The 23,165-nt window shown below is 49.3% G+C and carries 18 protein-coding genes; 3 read left to right on the top strand and 15 right to left on the bottom strand.

The window, feature by feature from the left end; all coding sequences use genetic code 11:
• Nucleotides 1-335: 335 nt before the first annotated feature.
• The 11 genes from METBU_RS0101805 to METBU_RS0101755 form a co-directional block, all read right to left on the bottom strand.
• Nucleotides 336-617 carry a type II toxin-antitoxin system RelE/ParE family toxin gene (locus tag METBU_RS0101805; RefSeq protein ID WP_017838992.1) on the bottom strand — a complete coding sequence of 94 codons (282 nt, stop codon included), beginning with the start codon at nucleotides 615-617 and terminating at the stop codon, nucleotides 336-338.
• Nucleotides 618-778: 161 nt separating this feature from the next.
• Nucleotides 779-1,081, bottom strand: coding sequence for a CopG family antitoxin (locus tag METBU_RS0101800; protein ID WP_014148174.1), 303 nt, complete (start codon nucleotides 1,079-1,081; stop codon nucleotides 779-781).
• Between the two features lies 1 nt (nucleotide 1,082).
• A complete protein-coding gene (locus tag METBU_RS0101795; protein WP_017838991.1) occupies nucleotides 1,083-1,355 on the bottom strand; it encodes a BrnT family toxin in 273 nt (90 codons plus the stop codon).
• A 233-nt stretch (nucleotides 1,356-1,588) separates the two neighbouring features.
• Entirely contained in the window at nucleotides 1,589-2,434 is an 846-nt protein-coding gene (locus METBU_RS0101790) for an SMP-30/gluconolactonase/LRE family protein (protein WP_017838990.1), read from the bottom strand.
• Nucleotides 2,424-2,969: a gluconokinase gene (locus METBU_RS0101785; protein WP_017838989.1), complete on the bottom strand. Its 546-nt coding sequence runs from the start codon at nucleotides 2,967-2,969 to the stop codon at nucleotides 2,424-2,426. Before METBU_RS0101785 ends, METBU_RS0101790 begins: the two co-directional genes overlap by 11 nt.
• Before the next feature lie 10 nt (nucleotides 2,970-2,979).
• Entirely contained in the window at nucleotides 2,980-4,443 is a 1,464-nt protein-coding gene (locus tag METBU_RS0101780; protein ID WP_017838988.1) for an alpha-amylase family glycosyl hydrolase, read from the bottom strand.
• A 13-nt stretch (nucleotides 4,444-4,456) separates the two neighbouring features.
• Nucleotides 4,457-7,141, bottom strand: coding sequence for an MGH1-like glycoside hydrolase domain-containing protein (locus tag METBU_RS0101775; RefSeq protein ID WP_017838987.1), 2,685 nt, complete (start codon nucleotides 7,139-7,141; stop codon nucleotides 4,457-4,459).
• 183 nt (nucleotides 7,142-7,324) lie between these two features.
• Nucleotides 7,325-8,725, bottom strand: a complete 1,401-nt coding sequence (locus METBU_RS0101770; RefSeq protein ID WP_017838986.1) for a mechanosensitive ion channel domain-containing protein — start codon at nucleotides 8,723-8,725, stop codon at nucleotides 7,325-7,327.
• Nucleotides 8,726-8,850: 125 nt separating this feature from the next.
• On the bottom strand, nucleotides 8,851-9,537 hold the full coding sequence (locus tag METBU_RS0101765; protein WP_017838985.1) for an endonuclease/exonuclease/phosphatase family protein: 687 nt from the start codon (nucleotides 9,535-9,537) through the stop codon (nucleotides 8,851-8,853).
• Nucleotides 9,534-11,672 carry a VTT domain-containing protein gene (locus METBU_RS23075; RefSeq protein ID WP_017838984.1) on the bottom strand — a complete coding sequence of 713 codons (2,139 nt, stop codon included), beginning with the start codon at nucleotides 11,670-11,672 and terminating at the stop codon, nucleotides 9,534-9,536. The genes METBU_RS0101765 and METBU_RS23075 overlap by 4 nt, the downstream gene beginning before the upstream one ends.
• A gap of 239 nt (nucleotides 11,673-11,911) precedes the next feature.
• Entirely contained in the window at nucleotides 11,912-12,199 is a 288-nt protein-coding gene (locus METBU_RS0101755) for a sll1863 family stress response protein (RefSeq protein ID WP_017838983.1), read from the bottom strand.
• Nucleotides 12,200-12,704: 505 nt separating this feature from the next.
• Here METBU_RS0101755 and METBU_RS0101750 point away from each other — a divergent pair.
• The 3 genes from METBU_RS0101750 to METBU_RS0101740 all read left to right on the top strand — a co-directional run bounded on the left by METBU_RS0101750 (nucleotide 12,705) and on the right by METBU_RS0101740 (nucleotide 16,790).
• Nucleotides 12,705-13,907, top strand: coding sequence for a hypothetical protein (locus tag METBU_RS0101750; RefSeq protein ID WP_017838982.1), 1,203 nt, complete (start codon nucleotides 12,705-12,707; stop codon nucleotides 13,905-13,907).
• A 69-nt stretch (nucleotides 13,908-13,976) separates the two neighbouring features.
• A complete protein-coding gene (locus tag METBU_RS0101745) occupies nucleotides 13,977-14,732 on the top strand; it encodes a mechanosensitive ion channel family protein (protein ID WP_208976555.1) in 756 nt (251 codons plus the stop codon).
• 129 nt (nucleotides 14,733-14,861) lie between these two features.
• On the top strand, nucleotides 14,862-16,790 hold the full coding sequence (locus METBU_RS0101740) for a DUF389 domain-containing protein (protein ID WP_017838980.1): 1,929 nt from the start codon (nucleotides 14,862-14,864) through the stop codon (nucleotides 16,788-16,790).
• 152 nt (nucleotides 16,791-16,942) lie between these two features.
• Here METBU_RS0101740 and METBU_RS0101735 read toward each other — a convergent pair whose 3' ends face one another.
• The 4 genes from METBU_RS0101735 to METBU_RS0101715 all read right to left on the bottom strand — a co-directional run bounded on the left by METBU_RS0101735 (nucleotide 16,943) and on the right by METBU_RS0101715 (nucleotide 23,000).
• Nucleotides 16,943-19,570: an MMPL family transporter gene (locus METBU_RS0101735; protein WP_017838979.1), complete on the bottom strand. Its 2,628-nt coding sequence runs from the start codon at nucleotides 19,568-19,570 to the stop codon at nucleotides 16,943-16,945.
• A gap of 239 nt (nucleotides 19,571-19,809) precedes the next feature.
• Nucleotides 19,810-20,622, bottom strand: coding sequence for an OmpA family protein (locus METBU_RS0101725; RefSeq protein ID WP_026129972.1), 813 nt, complete (start codon nucleotides 20,620-20,622; stop codon nucleotides 19,810-19,812).
• Between the two features lie 748 nt (nucleotides 20,623-21,370).
• Complete coding sequence (locus tag METBU_RS25680; protein ID WP_017838976.1) at nucleotides 21,371-22,255, bottom strand: phosphate-starvation-inducible PsiE family protein; 885 nt, start codon at nucleotides 22,253-22,255, stop codon at nucleotides 21,371-21,373.
• 358 nt (nucleotides 22,256-22,613) lie between these two features.
• On the bottom strand, nucleotides 22,614-23,000 hold the full coding sequence (locus METBU_RS0101715) for a cupin domain-containing protein (protein ID WP_017838975.1): 387 nt from the start codon (nucleotides 22,998-23,000) through the stop codon (nucleotides 22,614-22,616).
• Between the last annotated feature and the right edge of the window lie 165 nt (nucleotides 23,001-23,165).

Here is a 23,165-nt window from a genome sequence, read left to right as displayed (position 1 = left end):
TAAGTTGGTAAGCAGAAACCGATTTCAAAAACAGTCGATAAAATATACCTATCGCACTTCAAATTTCGGCATTAGCGTATGGAGGCGTCGGGGTGTTCGGCAAAGGCTTTGGCAGCATGGATGCTGTCATAGAGCCTACATGGACGTATTCACGGCGTCCTTTGACGGGCACCCCGACGCCGAAATTTGACTGGCAAAGGGTATAGCTTTCAAACATAAACAAGGCGAATGGTATCCTACTGATCGCTACTGAGTATGTGCGCTAGACCACATAGAATATGTAGCATTCGTTACCCAGACCCATCGCTATGAAAAAAAGGAAGCCGGTAAACCGATCAACCTTGATATACCTCATCATGACTACCGACATTAACCAAAATGATCTCTTTTTCGGAAATGATCATTTCAATGGTTATCCGATAGCTGAGATTAATAGATACCGAATGCAAATCGGCTAATTTTTCTTTTAGAGCATGTAAACGAAGCGCCGGATGAAAAGGGGTTTGAGACAGTAATTGCAAGGTTTTTCGGTATTGCTCTTTTAATTCAGGGTGTTGCTTTGCAAAACGCCGAGCGCGTTTTTTGTAACTCTCGGTAGAAATAAAGCTATAAGTCATTCCACAAATGACTCGGCGATATGCTGATCAATATTGTCCTTGCTGAAACGGCCTGCCGAAAAATCCTGTTTCGCTTCATGCGGCGAAGAGAAACGACATAGGTATCAAGAGGCGCATCTTAGCTCCCCTGTAAAGCATGATGCAGAAGACAGCGGCGCGCATTAGCGCGTCCGCTGGTCTGACTTGTTCGCAGTGATGTCCTTAAGTCCGCCGGAGACATACTTGTGCAGGACACTAGACACCAAAGACTGGTATGAAAGACCTTCTTCTAACGCTCTGCGCTGAAGTGCCTCCAGATCACGGCTGGAGATACGGATATTGATCCGTTTATCTTTCTTGAGTGTTTCTTCCGCTGCCTGGGTGAGATACTCCCGACGAGCAACATCCAGATCTGACCTAAAGTCCCCAGACTCATATGCATCAAGCAGCTCTTGTTCTTCTGGATCTAATTTAATCTTGTCCATACTAATCCCCTAGAAATTTCTTGGTAGCCTTGCGACTGGGAATAATCGTCTTGAGAAACAATTCTTTATCATTCTCAACATACGGCACCAGCCAGGCATAATCATCAATTCGAACCACAAACAGCCTCTGATTCGGGTACTTGTCCCTGCTGGGATGAGGCCCATCATCAAGTAAACCACCGGATTGAAGAGCGAACAGGACATCTTCGAAGGAAACTCCGCGCTCGCCCATCAACTGCTGGTTCTTTTCCGCATTCCAGTTAATCTGCTTCATGGGATGAGTCTAGCAGGGCATGTGCCTATTGTCATCTTGCTAACAAGTTACCTGATTAGCAAGTTTCTACAACCAAAGATCAGGACATTCTGGGCCTGAAGGCGCATACAGGCCACGTAATTACCAAGTAACCCGTTGAAGCGTAGCGGAAGTCCTGCATAGGTCTTCTGGAAGCCATGTCTGATACTGAATGGGTTTGTTAATCTGAACTCAGGTAATGGATTAATGGAAAATCAAGGCCAACCCGCACCCGGCACATCGACTTCGACCATTTCGATGCGCCCCGATTTCAGACTGTTGGCATTATCGGGATCGTCCGTTTCGGAAGTCGTGATAAACAAAGTCCGGCGCCCGGGACCGCCCAACATGCAAGCATAAGGGACGCCCAACGGGTTGATACGGGTCAATATTTTGCCACCCTGTTCGACCCGGATCACTTCGCCGGTTCCGGGACTGGCAACCCAGATCGCGCCTTCGTCGTCGAGACAAATACCGTCCGGCGTTGACTCGCTTAAATCGGCCCAAGTTCGGGCGTCTCGTAACAAGCCGTCCTCGCCGATCGTGAATGAGGTCAAGCGCGCTGCGAAAGTTTCGGCAACGATCAATGTCGCGCCGTCCGGCGTGATCACGCAACCGTTCGGAAACAGCAAGCCTTCGGCGGCGATCCGGCAACTGCCGTCCGTTTCGACCGCTATCAAATGAGTCTTGGCTTGCGGCGCGCCGCCGTGCAAATCGTAACCGAAGTTGCCGACATAAGCGCGGCCGCCGGCTGTCGCGATCATGTCGTTGCAATGAAACGGTGCCAATGCGGACAAATCGGCATATCGCGTCCAGGCTCGGTCTTCGAGCTTATAGACGGCACGCTCGGTCATCGCAACGACCAAAGGCGTTCCGTCAGGCAGCCAAGTCAGTCCGCCCGGCAGATCGTCGGTTTCGAGTATACACTCGGCCTGTCCGTCGGTTTTCACGGTCATCACACGCCGCGCATGCTGATCGGTAAACCAAAGCCGATCGCCGCGCCAACGCGGCGCTTCAGGAAAGGCCAAACCGGTCAGCAGTATTTCGGTGTCATGTTTCATCGCATTCGCTCCCAGAATAAGCCAGCCAATCCGCGATCGATTCAACCAGCGTTTCGACGGCTTGTTCGCTGTCGATTAAAAGAATGTCGTGAGACGATTCAAAGGTCGCGAGCTGGCTATCGAGCAATTCGGCGCCCAGGAAATGGCCTTGCCGTGTCGTCAAACGTCGATGCAGACTTTCCCGGCTACAACTCAAGAAGACAAAGCTCACGTTAACTTCGTCCCCGCACAATATGTCGCGGTAACTTGCCTTCAATGCCGAACAAGCCATCACCGCCGAAATACCCCGATCGAGATGATAGATGATTTCGTTGTGCAAGCTTTCCAGCCAGGGTCGTCGGTCGTTATCGTCCAGCGCCTCGCCGCGCCGCATTTTTTCTATATTCGCTTCGGAATGAAACGCATCGCCTTCAATGAAGGACCAACCTAAATATTCGGCCAGCGCCCTGCCGACCGTCGATTTTCCGCAACCGGAAACGCCGCCGATGATTACGACGCGCGCGGCGCGGTGCCGGCTATCGTTCGACGAGTTCATATTTGACTCGTCAGTCCGGCAACGTAAAAACACGATAGCCCCACGCCGGAAAGTCGAACCGAATGCCCTCTTCGTTCATTTCGACGCCCGGCTTCTGCGGCTGCGAACTCAACAGGACTTGCGTGTTATTTTCGTTTTTCGGTATCTGCGCTCCTTCAAGACGGCACTGGCCCGGCTGAGCGGCATAGTTGACGGCGACCCAGACCGTTTCATCGACCGATCGCCATCGATAACCGATGAAATTCCGCCAGGATTCGTTGCCGTCTTCGGCCGGACGGCAGTCCGCCAATGCCCATTCGCCGCTTCTAAACACCGGTCTTTGCAAAGTCTGCAATAAACCGCTGTAAAACTCGCTCAAGCGTTGATCGGCGGTCTCCTCGGGCCCACGGCACAGATGAATCGGAATATGTACGCTGTTACCGGTCAATTGATCGTCATGAAAAAAACGTAAGCCCGGCGAAAGAAAAGTGACGATCGCCGCGGCTTCGTGAACCTCCGGCGGAAACGTATGCGCGGCGCGCGGTTCGTCGTGGTTTTCGAGAAAACGTGCCAGTTTGCTCTGAAAATCGAGACCCGCGACCAAATGTTCGCGCACCGGGCAGGCTACCCGGTCTCTAAGCCGGTCGTAAAGCCGTTTGTCGTAAGTAAAATCGAAGCCTTGTTGCTGCAGCGTCCATTCGAGATCCCAATAGACTTCGGCCAATAACACGAAATCCGGAAAACGCTCGCGTACCGCCGCGATCGCCTTCGGCCAAAACGGCTCTATCGATTTTCCCCAGGTTCTATCGAACACTTCCGGTAAAATCAACATCGCCATGTCGCAGCGCACGCCGTCGCAGCATTCGGCAACGGCAAGCAATTCGGCGATCATCGACTCCTGTACTTTCGGATTGCTGTAGTCAAGTTGCAGCGTATCGGGCCAGCCGTCGAAATAAGGATCGCGGCCGTAAGCAAAGACTTGTTTACCCTGCTTACTTTCGAGCTCGATATAATTTTGCGGTTCGCGCTCGAGATCTTCATTCGAGCCTTGAATATAAAATTCCGGGTGTTCCCGAACCCAGGGATGGTCCAATGCCGTGTGATTCGGCACGAAATCGAGCATCAGCTTCAACCCTTGCTCGTTCAGTTTTTTGCGCACACCGGCGAGGGCTTTATCTCCGCCGAGATACTCCGCCGTTCGATAGCTAGTTACCGCGAAGCAAGAGCCGCAGATGTCGTCTTCGGACAAGTCGGCCAGACTGGCCTGAAAGCCTTGCTGCCACGGCTCATGACTTCGGGAAACTTGCGCTCCGGCTTGACCGGTTTGCCAAACGCCCAGCAACCATAGCCAATCGAAACCTTGTTCGGCAATGCCTTGCCATTCGCCATCCGGCCAGTCGTCGATGCCGGCGGCCCCACCCCGATCGAGGCAAAACCGCCGATGCCGAACACGTGTATTGATTTGATAAAGCGATGGATAATGTGAAACCTTCATTTTGTCACCTCGCTTACTGAGTTGTGTTTTCGTCCATTCCCGCCAATGCTTCGACGACTCCCTGCATGCCGCCTTTGAGCAAATCCTCATGATCGAGCGAACCGAATATCGTCAACAGCGTCGCCAGGGTTCCGGTCCAGCCGGTTTGATGACTGGCCCCCAGACCCGAACCGTCGTCACCGTGAAAATACTCATAGAACAACAGATGATCACGAAAATGAGGATCGCTCTGAAACTTTTCGGCGCCACCGAAGACCGGCCGTCTACCGTTTTGATCGGGCATAAATATATCCATCAGCCGACATGAAATTTCCTTGGCGATTTGAAACAGATTGAGCCGGTTGCCTGAACCGGTCGGGCATTCCATCTTAAAATCGTCGCCGTAATAGGTGTGCATCGTCAATAAGGCCTGAACGATCAATAAATTGGCCGGCAGCCACACCGGACCTCGCCAGTTCGAATTGCCGCCGAACATATAGGTTTCGGACTCGCCCGGTATGTAAGCGACCGTATGGGTTTGACCCTCCCAATGAAACTGATAGGGATGATCTTGATGATATTTGGACAACGAGCGGATGCCGTAAGGGCTTAGAAACTCTTGTTCGTCGAGCAGGCGGGTCAGCACGCGCCTTAATTTCTCTTCATCCAAGATCGCCAGCAAGCGGCGATTCTCGATGCCTGGCGTCATCGGACATGAAATGTTCTCGGCCAGATGCTCCTTACGCTGAACCAGTTTTTCATAGCGAGCCGCGAGCTCAGGCAATTGCGCCAAGGTATCGGCTTCGATCACCGTCACCGCACATAACGGCAACAAGCCGACTAGTGAGCGTACTTTTAAACGTGTCGAGCTGCCGTCCGGGAAACGCAGCACATCATAAAAAAAGCCGTCTTCGTCATCCCACATATCCCGGTGTTCGCAGCCGATATCATGCATCGCCGCGGCGATTCCCAAAAAGTGATCGAGATAAGCAATAACCTTTTGTTGATAGCCGGGATCGTGCTTGCTCAACTCCAGGCCGATCTGAATCATGTTCTGCGCATAGAGCGCCATCCAGGCGGTGCCGTCCGACTGTTCGATATGGCCGCCGGTCGGCAGATGTTCGCTACGGTCGAATACGCCGATATTGTCCAAACCCAAGAAGCCGCCTTGATAAACATCGCCGTCGGGGCCCTTGCGCGTTTCCCACCAATGAAAATTGCGCTCCAAACCGACAAAGGCGTTCTTCAAAAAGTCGATATCGCCCTCGCCCCGGCGCTCGCGATCGATACGATAGACCATGCGCACGGCCCAGGCATGTACCGGCGGATTGACGTCGCTGAAATTCCATTCGTAAGCCGGAATCTGACCGTTCGGGTGTAGATAACGTTCGTCAAGAAACAAGCTGAGCTGCCCCTTCGCGAAATCGGGATCGACCAATACCAGCGCCAAGGTATGAAAAGCCGAGTCCCAAACCGCATACCACGGATATTCCCACTTGTCCGGCATCGAAATGATGTCGTGATTGCGCATGTGCCCCCAATCGCCGTTGCGGGTAGCCTTACCGTGATGCTCGTCGAGCCAACGGCCGACATCGAATTCGTAATATTGCTTGGTCCATATCATGCCCGCCAGAGCCTGCCGCAACACAAGCCCTTGCGGGCCCGGTAGTTCGCCGATCAACTTCTGATAAAATTCATCCGCTTCTTGGGTTCTTTGCTCGAAGATGGCGTCGAAGTCCTCGAAAGCCGTTTTCGCTTCGCCGTCCGCTTTCCGCAGGCGCAGTTTGACGGTTTTCGTTTCGCCAGGCCGAACGGTCAGCGCGTAATCGGCCGCGGCTTTCGTGCCGAATTCTTCCGGATTCACGGCATCCTGCTTGCCTAGCACGATAGAGTCGTTGATGCCGTCCTTGACATAAGGGCTATGGTTTTCGCCACCGAACAATAAGCGGTTATTGCTTTCATTGTCGACGAACAACCACTCCGGCGCGCCTTCGGCAATCAATTGGTAATCGCCTAATTCCGCATGACTCGCCGACACCGCACTCGCGCCGTTTCCGCTTTCGCCCCGGTTCAGTTGCGGCTTGGCCGTCCAATTCGACCCCGCCCAAGTGTTGCGAAACCACAGCGTCGGCAGCACCCGGAGCGATGCGTCGTCCGGCCCGCGATTCACGATGCCGATGCGGATTAGAATATCCTCGGGATCCGCCTTTGCATATTCGACGAAGACATCGAAATAACGATCTTCTTCGAAAATACCGGTATCGATCAATTCATATTCGGATTCGAGTTTGGAGCGTCCGGCGTTCGTCTCGACCAGGTCTTTGTAGGGAAATGCGGCCTGCGGATATTTATAAAGATATTTCAGATAGCTATGGTTCGGCGTCGCATCGAGATAGTAATAATATTCCTTGACGTCCTCGGCATGATTGCCTTGCGGTCCGGTCAAACCGAACAGACGCTCTTTCAGTACCGGGTCTCGGCCGTTCCAAAGCGCCAGCGCGAAACAAAGCTGCTGACTATCGTCGCTGATGCCGCCCAAGCCGTCCTCGCCCCAACGATAGGCGCGCGATGTCGATTGCGAATGCGGAAAATAATTCCAGGCGTCGCCATTGTCGCTGTAATCTTCACGCACCGTTCCCCACTGCCGTTCGCTGAGATAAGGCCCCCATTTCGACCAAGCCTTGCCAGCGGATTTTTCGAGCGTGTCTTTTTTTGCCATGGTCGTCTCTCCGAATTTTTATGTGTCAGGAACGCTTTACAGCGTTGAGTCTAAGTCACAAAATCATTTCTTTACTCGAATACGAGGGTAAGACCGGCTCTCTCACTCCCCTATGCAAACGACAAATCATTGCCGACAAAAGAAGGGAGTGGCCGAATAGTTACACTGCTCTTTTCAGATTTATTACTCTGAAGGTGTATTCGGATCCAAAAGATTTTCAACTTTACCTTCTATATTTTCCTTTGAAATCTGATTTTCGACAGTGCGGTCGACTGTCATATCATGGACTTCCTCAGTTTGATTGTCGATGTTTTGAAGGTCTGTTTTTAAAGCTGTCTCAACTTGCTGTTGATTTGTTTCCTGGGACGATTCTTGGTTATGAGTCATTCTAAGATCGTAAATCGGATTCGGCATCGTGATTAATGATTCGTCGAAAACCTGCTTCACGGATTTAATCGCCTCGCTACGCACTTTTAAAAAATCATGTTGTGTTTGGTTTACCCAAGCGAAAATACGCATCACTACATTGGAACCAACTAACTCATGAATAATGGCTAAAGGTTTTGGCTCCTGTAAAATACCGGGTATCGTTTTGAGCATGGCCAACGCTACAGCCTGAGCTCTTGACAAATCGTGGGCGGTACCTACACCGATATCGAATTGGAATTGTCTCACAGGGTTTCGTGTAAAGTTGGTTATCGTGGCTTTGAATACCGTGGAGTTCGGAATACGGATATGATTGCCATCCGGTGAAATTAATATAGTAGCTCGTGACGTCAGACGAGCGACATTGCCTTGCCGGCCTTCAATATCAATAAAATCATTGATTTCAAAAGGATTTCGAATGCTCAACAAGATACTTACGATAAAATTTTCGACTGTATCTCGTATAGCAAAACCAACGGCCAAACCGAAAATACCGGCCGCACCGAGAATTGTGGTCAATAATGCGACAGAATCCAATAGGTTTAGCGCTAGGACAATGCCTATTAGTATAAAAACAAAGTGGGTGATCTTTCCCAATAATTCGGCAATGAAATTGTTAACGCTAATACGACGAAAAAGTGCTGTGCGTTGAGAAAGCCAACCGCCCAATGCCCAAAATACTAAAAAAATTAGAGACGCCATTAGAATCAAGGGAAGTCCGGCGATCAACTGCTTGCCGAACGTCGATATTTTATTGATCGTCTCCGGAAAACGTTTTGTGATACTTTGATCAATAACTAACCGGTTCTCAACTTCGACAACGCTTTCGATTTGTTGGGCAAATTGAATAGCTCTTGTTTCCGCTGCTTTTGAAATAATTTCTCCTTCTAAGATTACAACACCATTACTAACGGATACTTTTATGTCCTTTAAATTATCCAGCTCTGAGAAAATCTGCAGCAAACGTTTTTCTATTTTTTTATCATTTTGTTTCAAGTGCGTTACCGTAATGACTTGACCCGGTGCAGGAGCACTTTCATTAGCATCATTGCCGGTCAATAATTTCGATAAATCCTGAGCTTGAGCGATATGAATTTCGGATAGAAAGCAGAGTAGCCAAACGATAGTTACGAGCATCTGTTTCATTAATGTTTTCATTTTATTTACCTTTCGACCCTAGCTCAGTCTTATGTTTCATTGTTTTAGTCCGTCAGCGATGTAAGTCGGCCCGAAATTCATATCACTCAGGCTCAGAACTTATCAAACCCAAAATTGCCGGGAATTTAGAGTTCAATCTCGGCTATCAATGGTAAATGATCGGAAGCGACTGCGCTTAGTTCCGATTCATGAACTTTAATTGAAATCATGCGTTCCGCCGGATCGACCCAAATTCTATCCAGACTCAGTAGCGGACGATGAGCCGGAAATGTCGCCAATGCCGGCATATTGTCGAAGCGGCGCTTCAACCAGCGCATCGAACGTCCCCATAACAACCATTCGTTAAAGTCGCCCAGCACGATATTGACATCGGCGGTGCTGCTTGCCAATGTCGACAACACGCCTCGAACTTGCCGTCGCCGTTCTCCCGGGGATAAACCCAGGTGAGTCGCCAGTATCGTCAGGTTCTTATTGTCGAGCGTCAGCTTCGCATCGATCAAGCCGCGCGGTTCTCTACCGGGCACGCTGATATCGATATGCTTCACTGCGCGAACAGGAATGCGAGACAGCAACACGTTACCGAAATGTCCATGCTTCGCCAAATAAGTGAACCCGCTGATCGCGTTCGCCACCGCGGCTTGTTCGAGTTCCGCCAGCACGCTTTCGGGATGAGCGATCAATGTCTCCACTTCCTGCAATGCGATCAAGTCCGCATCGATTTCTTTCAACACTTGAGCGATACGGGTCGTATTTCTGGCACCGTCCCGGCCGATGCAACTGTGAATGTTGTAAGTCGCGACTCTTAGCTTCATATGCTCCCGCTTCCGCCGCTCGCCCCTTTTCCGTATTTTTTTCGCAGACGCCCCAGAAAAAAGGACAAAGCAACACCGGATAAAGCGATTGCAATCATTAATCCGACGAAATAACTCGATCCCGAATCGCGTATCGCCACGGTAATGCCGTAAGCCACAATGACCAAAACGGATAAGGCAGGCAGCAAACCGATCATCGTTCCGAGCGCAAAGTCGTATAGGCGTATTTTGGAAACGCCGGCGATCAAATTGACGATTGAAAACGAAGCCACCGGGAAAATACGAAAGAATATGACCGATTTCAGCCCGGATTCGGAGAATTTCCGAGTCAGACTGTTCAATAAATCGCCGCTCAATCGGCTCACTTTATCGCGCCCGAGCCTTCGTCCGATCAAGAACATGCTCACCGCGCTCAATTCGGCGCCGATCAACGCATACAAAAAGCCTTGCCAGGGCCCGAATAAAAGCACCGTGGCTATCAGCAGCACTGTAACCGGAAAAAAACACAAACCGCCCGCGATGTAAAGAAACGGAAGCAAAAGAAATGTGTAGTGCTGTTGTTGCAACCACAAAGAGGCAGCTTCGATTGTGTCGAAAACCGAATATTCGCCCAAGTCGGCCCAGCGCCATAATGCCGCAACCACCAGAAAAATAGCGATCAACAACACGTTTTTCAACATATGCCTGAAAACGGGGAGTTGTTGTTTCGGGTCGACAAGATATTCGAACAACTCGTCCGGCTCTAACGGCTGCTCAGGGTCCAATAATTCGGATTCGGGCACCCATTGATCGACTTCATCGGGAATTTTGCCGTCTAACGCCAAGAGCCGACGCTCGCCCTTGCTCAACGATTCGATCGCGCCGGCCAGTGTTCCTGTTTCACTATACGCTTTCGCTACCTGCTCGATTTCCGTGCCGAGATGTTCGGCCAGCAAACCATTACGAAACGCCGATATCGCTTTCGATTCCGGAGAGCCTTCCTCCGCCGCGATCGCCAAATCGCATTCCGAATCGAAACCGAGCGAGCGATTACTCAGGTTCGATGAACCGACGCGAACAAAACAATCGTCGATCACCATCGCCTTTGCATGCACCATCAAATCCACCTCCGGATCGACGGAAATTCTCGGATAATACACATGCAGGCGCCGATGGCGGTCGGCCTCGCGTAATTTGAACAAGATCCGCCCCCGCAACACATCCATCGTATGCTGTTCGAGCCAACCGCCGGTTTTTTTCGGCTGCACGATGATCACTTCAGGCCCGTCCGTTTCTTGTAAACGCGCCGTCAATGCCTCGCCGATTCGAAAGGAACTCAAATACTGGTTTTCGATATAGATGAATTTCCGCGCCGCGGCAATCGTATCCAGATAGAGCCGTTCGACCTCGCGCACTTCGCCGTAATCGCGATATGCGGGCCAGGTGCGCGCGATCGCGACGTCAACATCGTTGAAGTCCGCTGTAACGCTTTCCGGCCAGGGATCGACGATCTCGATCCGTTCGTCGATCAACGGCGCTTCTCCGTAAGCTCTTCGCCAGCGTTCGCCGGCCAATTCGCCGAGTGCTTGCGCCGCCGGGCCGTCGACAATCATCTGTATGTCGTGAAACGGCGGATAGGCTTCGCCGTCGGGATCGATCCGGCGTTTATCGTCCGGTAAATGCTCCGAAGTATCCCAACGCCATTTGCTCAAGTCCAAACCGCCCGCAAAGGCGACCGCGTCGTCGATGACGACCATTTTCATATGCTGGGACGCGCCAACCGGATGTTCCCCGTCCAGACAAAAACGGACTTGCTTGCGGGTACTCCATAGCAATTTGTAGCGGGGAAAAAACTCGCGCTCCATCGCATAGATCATCGCAAAATCCCAACTCAGCACATAAATTTGCAGACCCGGATTCCGTTTAGCCAAAAAATCGAGCAGTTTTCCAAGCTCTTCAGGGCATTCGGCGGTTTCGCCGTTTCGAATCAAGCGCAATTGGCTATGCACATCCCAACCGACGATCATGATCGACCGGCGAGCGTTCTGAAATGCTTCATACAAAGCCCGGAAATAATTTTCGCCGTCTATGACAAAAGCGGCCCGATGCGCTTTTTCAATTCGCCAACAGTTTTCGTTTCGGAAAATATTTTCCACGCGCTTTGGCCTTCTTGCTTTCGGTTTAAATATTCAATCGCCTCTACAATTCCATGAATGTTAAACCACCTGGCAAGCAATCGCCAATAAACGACAAGCGTGCTATGAAAATTTAGGTAGTCGAGATGATACTAAAACAAGGAAGAAAGTCTTGAAGTGGGCCGGGCTGAATTTAAGTTTTCAAATTCTAGCCCGGCCGGGTTGATTGTAATTGAGGCTTTTTTATGAGTTTGAAATTCTTATTTGAATTTTGAAGCAGCCGATTTGAACGATTGACTCATCGAATCCCACGCGCTATCCAAACCGCCTTTGAGGTCTTGCCAGGCACCCTCTCCGGCTGCTTTGAGCTCCTCGAGTTTTGCCGAAGCTTCATCACGCTTCTCTTTTAAATCGCTAATTTCTTGCTTGTATTGAATCTCAGCATCGGCTTCGGCCTGCTTCGCCTTGGCCTGTAGCTTGTCAATCTCGGCATTCCATTCGTCGAGTTTGGCTTTCATTTTTTCTACATACGCATCTTTTTCGCTCATGATCTTACTCCCACTGTTGTCGTATTGAGTAGTGAACTAAAAGAGATTTTTCAGCTAATGGTTCCTGTAAAACGATTCACGGGAACCTTCGTGCAATATACTGAACTCCCACACCGGAAGCAATCTAATAGCGCTTTGCTTGTGCTTAAAATTAGTATCCGGTATTTTCTATCTTGGGGTAAGCCTTTATCCTAAAAAGAGCAGTAGGCATGTGTTGTAGACCGTTCGTGCTGAGCCAAGTCGAAGCATGTACGGTCTACAACACTTTCACCAGCAGGGTGAAGCCTCAAACTACCCTTCACCCTTCGACATGGCTCTCCTGAGCGTAGCCGAAGGGCTCAGGGCGAACGGTAGTTTGAGGCACTCATGCTCTTTTAGGTTTATGCTGACGAGGCTTAGAATGAATTTTCGCCAGAACCGGTCAAACTTATTTTAATTTCGTTATACTTCGAACAGCTGCACTATCCCATTCATAAAGCAATAAGAGGAACGGGCCTTGCCTATCATGAATAGCCAACCAAGCGAAAAAGCTGAAAAGCCCGAAGCGATTGCATTATGGGAATACATACCGATTAGCGATTTTGAGTGTCCCATTGTGTTAAGTGCGGATGTTGCGCGGCAAAAATGGCGAATGTTCAAGCGCCTTTTTACCAATACCGACCATTCATCGGAGCAAATAAAATCCGAAGAGGCATTACAGACTTTTTCAAGGGCACGCTTGGACGAGTTGGTTCCCGAGATTGATTGGCATGCGGCCGTCGATGCTCTCGATTGCGCACTGGATGATTGGATACAAAACCAACCAAACGATAGTCCGGTTAAATTCATCGTGGGCCATCCCTTTATGGGCAATGGCGAAATTCTTGCCCGCTGGACCGGCCGGCATAGTGCTCGACTGATTGCAAAACCCAAACAAGAACAGATACTCGACAACGACCAATCTTGGCTAAATCACTGGCCCGATTCACAGACCTGTTGGGTCTTGCCGAATTTGGACAAATGTTTTTTGCGCCACGCCGAAGGATTGGCACTGATACGACGTTTTTTAGCGCTGGCGTTGAACGGCGATTTAGGAACCGGCCTTATCGGTTGCGATAGCTGGTCTTGGGCTTACCTACGCCGAGTTTGTTTCATTCCGAGCAGCAATGCATTGACGCTTCGAGCTTTCGACGGCGAACGACTCTCAATCCTATTCTCGCAATTAGCGGATTCCGCACACAACAAACAGCCGATATTTCTCAACGCCAAAACCGGAAAAGCCGTCTTACCCGACTCGCAAGAAGAAAATAATGGCGCTAGCAAAGACTTGGAGCAATTGGCTATGCGCTGCCAGGGCAATGCCGAAATCGCTAGACAATTTTGGCGCGAAAGCTTGAGAGATGAACCGAACAAAGAATCACTTGAAAAATCGACATCAGAACTTACGATTTGGGTCGGTCAATTCACCGAAGGCGCTATCATACCGGACGCGAATGATGAAAATATTGCACTGATCCTGCATGCCTTACTGATTCACAACGGTTTGCCGGTTTCCGCTTTAGCTGAAGTTTTGCCCTTTTCCGACTATCAAATCATGGACTTATTATTGCGCTTGACGTCCTTAGGTGTCGTCGGTCTGCATCATGAAGACTGGCAAATTACGCCAATGGGCTATCTTGCCAGCCGGCAATATTTAAACGCGCAAAACTTTCTATTGGACGATTTCTAAAGGACGGTCATGGGTAAAGACAAGCTTTCAGACATTTTCATCGAGCCCCACTTAGGAAACTTCCTGGAGGTGCTTTTAATTATTTTCGGCGCTCTTCTGCTCATTCAAGCGATACAAAAATTGTTTACATGGACTGCCAACCGTCTTCATGGCGCCTCCCGGCTGTTCATATTAGCGATGATACCTCTATTACGGTTAATTTTGATCTTGACAGCGTTTATTTTGATCGTCCCTCGCATCATCGAGCCTTCGCTGCAGAATTTGATACCGTTACTGGGAACGCTCGGCATTGCCTTAGGCTTTGCCTTCAAAGACTTTGTCAGTAGCCTGATAGCCGGCATCGTCGCGGTCGGCGAAAGACCCTATCATAACGGCGACTGGATTGAAATTAACGGCATATACGGCGAAGTCAAGCATATCGGTATGCGCGCCGTACAAATCGTCACGCCGGACGATACCGCCGCTTATATTCCGCACATCAAACTATGGACCGAACCGATTCTGAATGCCAATAACGGGACGCCGGCTCTGCAATGCGTGGCCAATTTTTATCTGCACCCGGATCATGACGGGGCTCGGGTGAAACAATTACTGCACGATGTCGCATTGACCAGCCCTTATTTGAATTTCGAGATACCCATTGCCGTGGTCGTCAAGGATCAGCCCTGGGGCACGCATTACCGTATCAGGGCTTATCCGATCGAACCCTACCAGCAGTTTCAATTTATCACCGATATGACTATCAGAGCCAAGGCCGGTTTAAAAAACCTTGGTATTATTTTTGCCGTAGTGCCGGCACTTCCGAAGAATAAAGACATCCATTAATTTGAAGGGTTAGCTAGGACTCTTTTCTCTTAGACAGCTCTCCGCGCAACGGAAAAACGAATTGGCTGCCATTTATTTTCTACATGTTAGAATCAACCGGACACTCATAATAACAATTGGGGAGGTATCATGACGCCAACGGAAAAAACCTTATTGATTCATCAGCAGCCCGAAAACTCGGTTCGGCTCCGCAGCGCCTTGGAAGCCGCAATTCATTACGGCGGAGAATTGGAACCGGTATTGCTCGACGAGTTTATGAACGATCCTGCAGCCTTCCTGGGAGGCCGAACACATGTCGTGAGTCTCTTGACCAACAGCGAACTGTCCCAATTATTACGCGAAGCCCATCGCTATCAATTCAGTGTCGGCTTATTGCCGGCCAAGGATAAGTCGATTATTTGCCGATTGTTCAACATTGCCGAACAAATCGAGGATGCGGTTCCGCGTGCGTTAGACCCTGCCTTAGCATATCCTGTGGATTTATTGCTGTGTAACGACGAAGCGGTCATCTGGACGGTTTTGATCGGTGAAGCGCCTTTCATCACGATGCGCCAGCATACTTATGAAAAAAAACCGTTACGGGAGCAAGTAAACGAATTTATTGCCAGTATTCCCAATCTATCCAAACTCAAACCCTTCGAATTGACGGTCACGACCGAAAAAGGCCAGCATATCGAGACCGCCGTCACCGGTGTGTTGGTCATTGAAAACGATATCGAAACGCTCGCCGCGAATCTCATCAACGAATCTATATCATCACAAGACGGCAAATTATCGGCAATTTTTTTGGCGCCTTCATCGGTCATGGAGTTTCTCAATTTCTTGATGATCGCGATTTATTGCAAGCTTCGCGCGGTCAGTCATTTACCGAAAGCGGTCGGTTATATCAAGAGCGCCACGTTGGAATTATCCAGCCCCAATAGCTTTTCGTATGCGATCGACAGCCGGCAGCGCAAAGCCGAACGTATCTCGTTGAAAACCATTCCTCAAGGCATTGCGATCAACGTCGGCGAACGCTACAAAGCCGTGCATAAAGTCATTCATGACGACGCGAAGGACACGGCCAAAATTAAACCGCTCAGACATAGCGCAGAGCATGTTAACCGCTTAAAAAAGAGAATGCCTTTCTTCTCGACCGCGATCGAGTCCGATTTCAAGGAGTTGTTTTTGATGCTACGCGACAACGCCAAGCTATCCGGGCCTTATATTAGCCTAATGATCTTGAGCAGCATGCTGGCAACCTTCGGCCTGTATCTTAACAGTAGCCCGGTCGTCGTCGGCGCGATGGTGTTGGCGCCGCTTATGGGTCCGATCGTGTCGCTATCGATGGGCATTTTACGCAACGACAGCAAATTACTCAGAAGCGGCATGACGGTGTTCGGCATCGGCATCGCCTTGGGTCTGTTCGTGTCGATCATTACCGCGCTACTGATTCCTTACGAACAATTAACCCCCGAAATCCGTGCCCGCTCGCAACCAAGCCTGCTGGATTTAGGCGTTGCGATCATCTCGGGCAGCGCTGCCGCCTATACGCATGCCAAGGCGACCCTGCTCAGAACGCTGCCGGGTGTCGCTATCGCGGTCGCTTTAGTACCACCGCTGTGTTCGATGGGCATCGGCATTGCCTGGTGGGACTGGAATATCATTAGCGGCACCGGCTTGTTATTTTTGACCAACTTTGCCGGCATTGCGCTCGCCGCCGCAATTACCTTTCTATTTTTAGGTTATTCGACGATATTTCGAGTCAACCGGGGACTCGGTTTATCGCTGTTGCTATTATTCTTAGTCAGCGTGCCGCTCTATCATTCTTTCGTCAACACCGCGGTCCACAGCCGCATTACCAACGCAATCAATGCGAAAACCTATAAGGTGAACGATAAAACGATAGAAGTCGACGATGTCGAGGTTGTGTCGATTGGCAAAAAAGTGCGCTTGTCGGTGAAGCTGCACAGTTCCGACCCGTTGGTATCGGAAGATGTCGCCGCGCTTCGCGATTACATCAGCAAGCAAATCGAACGCCCCGTGTTATTGGATGCGTCATTTAGTATTTTGCAATAGCCGGAAAAACCAAGACGCTCATTTGCCTTGTTCTCAAGTCCGGGAACAAGGTATAGACCAACAATCTTGAGCACAAAAAATACATCACCGCCGGACGGGTTTTGTAAACCCGTCCACAAAAAATTGACCTCGACCCCTGTCCATTTAACGCTTCAATTCGCTCTCTTATGAGCACAAGCCGGCAAGACCAAGGTCGTACAGACAATCATCAATAGCAAACCGATCGATAGCAGCAAACCCATACTGGCCAAGCCCAGATGCGGCGTAAATGCCATGCTGACTAAACTACACAAGGTCGTCAGACTGCTGAAAATAACGCCCCGTGCCGTACTGGTTTGCAAGACACTCCGCTGTTCGTCCGGCATACTTCGCAACCGGTTCATGATGTAAATACCGCTGTCGACGCCAAGCCCGAACAACAACGGAATCACGATGATATTCGCGAAATTAAAAGGGTTATCCATCACGACTGTCGAGGCGGCAGTCAATATCGCGGTCATCAACAACGGCAACAAAATTAGAAATGTATCTTTAATACTGCGATTGACCAGCAACAAAACGAACGTAATAGCAACAAGCGCGCCGACCAAGGCTTGTTGAAAGGCCTTGACTACCGCATTACCCGACTCGATATAAATCACCGGCAAATCGGTGGCATTCGGCGCAATTCCCCTCACTTCGGCAACGAATTGCTTCAGATTTTCGTGGTCGCCAAGGTTTTTACTCGGAAAGACTTGAATACGGAAAATGCCGTCCTTGCTGAGCCAACGTTCGGATAAATCCTTCGGCAAGTTATCAAGCGTCACGATATCGGCATCGAGGACTTGCAATAGCAGATTCATCGTATCCGGCAAGGTGCCCAGCAGATTGCTTTGCAAGCGGTTCAACATGCTTTCTTGTTCGGGCAAGGATTTCGATTGCAATTGAAGCAAAAAACTCTCCAAAGCGTGGCGTAGCCTCAATAAATTGCCAATCAACTCGCTATCGGGATGATCCTGTAAATGCTGTTCGATTCGATTTTTAAATTGCGTCAACGCCGTCAAATGATTGTCGACACTGTCTTGTTGCAACGGCGGAAACGTAGCGAAACGAAAACCCATCAGCAAGGCCAGCTCGTGAATCGTATCGAGCTTGATGTCTTGATCCTCCGGAACGAAATCGAAGATCGTCAGAGCCGATTCGACCGATGGCAAGCGGCTCAATTGCCGCGCCTTGTCGAGCGCTTCCAATTCATTGTCCGCCAGTATCGTCAAGGTCATCGGCGAGGTCTGTTTGGTTTCAAGCAACTCCAAAAAAGTCGCCACGGATTCGCTTTTCGGATCGCGCAAGTTCAAGGGATTGAAATCGAATCGCACTTGCGTCAATAAGCCTAAACCGGCGAGCGTTAAAGCGAGCGCCATCCATTTAATCCGCATATGATGCCGCATCGGAATCTCGTAAACCCAATCCGGAAAGGTGCTTTGAGACAGATTAACGCCAGGCTTGAGCGGAAACAGCTGTAACAATGCCGGCAATACCGTTACCGACACGACTAAAGCAATAAACATACCTCCGCCGGCAATCACGCCGAGCTCGGAAACCCCGGTGTAGGCGGTCGGAACGAAAGAAAAAAAACCGACTGCGGTCGTCACGGCGCAAAGCATGATCGACGGTCCGACTTTTCGCACGGCTTGAATCAGCGCTTGTTGTTGCGGAACGTGTAGTTGCAAAAACTCTTGATAACGCAAACTGAGCTGTATCGTATAATCGGCGCCGATACCGATATAAAGCACCGCGAACGATACCGAAATCAGATTCAAGTGTCCGACCGCCAAGGTGGCGAATCCTGCGGTCAACACCAAACCCATCAACAGCACGGTAAAGGTAATCAACACCAATTTCACCGAGCGTAAGCCGATAAACAAGGCCGTACACACCAGAATCATCGAAAAAAACGAAGCGATTTGCGCACTGCGCTGAACGCTTTCCAATTCGTCATGTTCCAATACAACCTCGCCGGTCAAGCGTATCGACACATCGGGAAGCGCAGATTTCGCTTCCTCGACAATCGCTCGAACGCTCTGCAAGGCTTTTTCACTCGGAATCAACTCACTGTAATCGAGCACGGGCTTCAACAAAATGAAGCGTTTCGTGCTCAATAAGTCCTGCTCATCGCTCAACATCAATTGTTGCCATGACAGACGGATATCGCGGTCATCGAGCAATGCCTCGGTCACATGACCGGCATTTTCCAATAAGGGATTCAAATCGACCGGCAACCCGCGGTCCTCGGCGATCAAGGCCAGTCCTATAATCTCCAAGAAGCTTTTCAGCGTGTTATCGCTCGATAAGGCACCGATAAAGGGTTGCGCTTCGATCAAATTCGCCGCCAATTCATTGAGCGTTTCGAGATCTAGATAAAGCAAGCCATGATGGTCGAAAAACGCACCCTCTCCCGGTGCATAAACCGACTCGACTCCTTCGGTTTCCCGCCTAAAACGCCCTCCCAAGTACGCAACCGCCTGCGCGGCCCTTTCCGGCGTCTCGGCATCGACCACGACGAGAATAGCCTCTTCGTCCTGCGGAAAGGTTTCCAGAAAACGGGTCCGATCCTGTAAAAACGGCAACTCTTTCGACAATATTTCGGTCGTGTCGGTATTTATGCCCAGATTGTGGACGGCGTAGTGCAAACTGAATCCGCAAGCGATCAACAGCAATACGATGACCGTTTTCGGAAATTGAATCAAAAAGGTTTCCAACCCGGCAAACAATCTGCCGAATATTTCAGATAATTTCTTCATAAATCACCCATTGCGACGCTTTTTTGCTCAGTTTGCAATAGTTCAACGAACTTGTCGAATAGATGCGATTGAACAAATTTTCCACGAATAACTTGATATGAAATTAAGTGATTTTTTTGGCTTCGCATCCACTCCCTGCGAAAACCCGAAAGACGCGTGACGCCGGAGCGTCACGACCTATTCGACACGCGAAGTCTATAACTCGTTTCTATCTTGTATCCTATGAATCGACCAAGAATTCATCGTGGATAATTATATTGCTGCTGCGGATAACCGGGTTGTTGCGGATATTGTTGAGGATAGCCCTGTTGCGGGTAACCTCCCTGTGGTTGCTGAGGATAATTCTGTTGCTGCATACCCCCTTGAGGTTGCTGCTGAGGATTAGCTCCTTGAGGTGCAGAGCTTTGAGTAGCGACGATGGCCAATTCGACACGCCGGTTTTGAGCTCGATTCTCTTCGCTAGTATTGGGGACTTTCGGCATCGATTTCCCCATCCCTTGCTGTGTGATCCGAGCATAATTGACTCCGCGCTGAACCAAATAATTCGAAACACCGCCGGCCCGTTGATCGGACAGCTTTAAATTATAATTTTCGCTGCCTATATCGTCGGTATGTCCGGTAACAGTGATGTTGGATTCAGGATAATGATTCAAAACATTAGCAACGGAATCCAGCGCGGACATCGCCTGGGGCGTCAATTGCGCGGAGTCGAAGCCGAACGTAATGCTGCTCGGCATCGTCAGGTTGAGTGTATTTTCCGAACTTCTTTGTATTTCGATGCCGGTACCCTGCAAGGATTCGCGCATCTCTTGTTCTTGATTATCCATATACAGACCGACCGCAGCACCGACCGCGCCTCCGGCCAATGCCCCCAGACCTGCATTTTTCCAGTCATTACCGCCGAATAGCGTACCGGCGCCGGCGCCTACCGCCGCGCCAATGCCGGTTCCCATCGCGGTCTTGCTCATCCGAGATTGTCCGGAGTAAGGATCGGTCACACAAGCCGATAAAAGCACGGAACTAAAAGCCAGTATTAAGCATTTTTTATTCATAAAATACAGATTCTCTCAAGGTGAGTTAAAAGCGAATGATCGTTCTAAACCAAAATACGGTAGTTTAAAATAAATGACATTTTACGAGGTGTTCATCAGTCTGCAATCGGTTCTTCGTGATCGCCCGTAGCGTCTCCTACACATTACTCCATTTTCTCTTTCTTTAATTGTCAATTTCCAGGCCGTGCATTTCGAGGAGTTGTTTATCTTAACCTTGTTCTGAAAATACCGTATTTCCCGGCAAGTCTAAAACTCAAGGATAAATTCAAGCTGAACAAGACGATTTATTGCCATTTGGATCACCTTACTCACCAGTTTATCCCGATGAGGAAACCACCGACTGGAGAGCCGTGCGCGGGAGAACCCCATGCACGGTAGGGGTGGAAAGTTTAAACTCACCTCCCCTATCAAAAAGTTACAAGCACTGTGGAAGCGACGCCTTCGTCGCGATTATCGAAGCCGCTAACGCTCAAACACCAATAGCCTTTCCGGATGACACGGCAATCTAACGCTCGGTCGCTGCTTTTTGCTAGATAGGTATACATATACGTGTGCATAACGACGAGCGGTCCTCTGTGGGAACCCATACCTTAGCTACCGATACAAAATCGGCATGCATTCCCACGCTGGAGCGGTGGGACCGAGGAGGAACGACAATCTTGAGCCAGACGGCGGCTTTCCCTGCCGCCGACACCTGCCAACCGAGCAACCGAACCCTTCCAAGTAGGGGATTATTTACGACCAAAACCTAAATCGTTTTATCTTCTTCCGAGTGATACTTTCCAACAATCCAATAAGTAACGCCTAAAGCCAGTAAAACAACGCCTGATGCATAGACATACTGCGGATCGATCGCTTTATAATCGAAGATGATAATTTTCCGAGCAACCGCCATAACTGCGGTTGCAAGTACTAACCTTATCGGAATGACATCGGTACGTAGGTACAGCGTAATATTGATAAAAATTTCGATGGCAATCAAAACCATCATGAACGATCCGAAAGTTGCCAAGATATCGCTGACTGTCAGCATTAGATAAGGCGGAGTAAATAATTTATCGAAAATAACGACAACGACATCCCAAACCCCGAATAGGATCACCGCTACCATTAAAACGGCTAAAACATTGACGGCTTTAATGATTGTTTTATGCAAACTTCCAATCAGAGGATTCACATCTTCCGTGGGCAATTCGGCGTGAGCCATTTGAGCTTGATATTTTTTTCTAAAATGCTGCATTAGCAGCGAAACGATGTTTTGCTCGTGTATGAAATAATCCGACCCGGCATCATGCTCAAAAAATGAATTAAGTCCTTCCACATTCGATAAGTCCGCATCGGTAATTTTTTTAAATCCCATGCTCCAATCGGGAAACTGTCTTTTATCAACAACTTTACGTTCAAGGATGTTGACCCCGCTATGACGCGGATCTTTTTTAATACAGTTGTAAAGCGCGTCTACATCCTTATCTTCGCCTTCCAAAACTTGAACGAAGGTATCCTGGCAGTACAACAACATGCCGGTAATATTGCGAGCAGCATTATTTATTCGGCACTTCTCAAGCATGTTCAACATATCCTCATCACTCATCGAACTAGTCGCCGAACTGATATAAAGCATACGGACTAACATGTTTACCCCTCCAAAATTTATAATTATTATTGAGCGATTAATTGCTAACCTAATGGTTTGGTTACCCTAATTGCTTTCATCGAGTCAGCAAGCTAAATTTACGAGATGCGTGATTTCCGGCTCGATACTTAGAACGGTTTTTTAAAATCTAAGCGGCCGATTATAAAACCTAATGAACCTCTAAAAATAGAATACCTCAATTATAGCTTTCGACAATGAAATTGAATCGTTCCCTGCACTTTTTGACTAGCTGAGATTGGGCGCTGACAAGCAAAGATAATGCGAGTGTCGTTTCCGAGTAGAACTTGAGGAGCTTGAGATAAACTCCAAAATCACCTGGCAAGGAGTAGCTTTACATCTATGCTAATCCCTTCGAATGATCTTCGATATCTAGGTAAACAGCATCCGAAAAACGTGGGGTGCAGATCGCAAGAAAAATCAAATCTTCCGATCCGATATTGGCAATCCGTTGACGGCACTCTGGAGGAATCAACACGATATCGCCGGGCGCAACTTCTTGCGGCGGTAAACTTCCGACTTCAACCCGTCCTAAGCCTTGTATGATGACATAACGCTCGACGGTTCCGACAAGGCGATGCCAGCGTGTCGTAACGCCTGGCTCGACGCGGGCCCTTGCAATGGACACGTCCGGATCGTCGCCGCTATTGGACTGCTCGATAATGAAACACTGCTCCGGAGTGTAAAATTCATCTTCGAGGTTTAGTTTTTTGATCGATGCTTGCATTGATTTTTCCAGGCATTGCGTGAAGATTTAATCGAATTAATCAAGAACGGGGGAATTATGCATCACCCTGTTTTCTATACCAATTAGTCCGCAATTCCCAATTTGGAGATCAAAAAGGGTGTGGGGTATGCTTGGCGCTTGCAGATTTTTGCTCCTGCAAAATCT

This window comes from Methylotuvimicrobium buryatense 5G (assembly GCF_000341735.1).
GTDB lineage: Bacteria > Pseudomonadota > Gammaproteobacteria > Methylococcales > Methylomonadaceae > Methylotuvimicrobium > Methylotuvimicrobium buryatense.
This window is presented reverse-complemented; position numbering and strand designations above follow the sequence as displayed.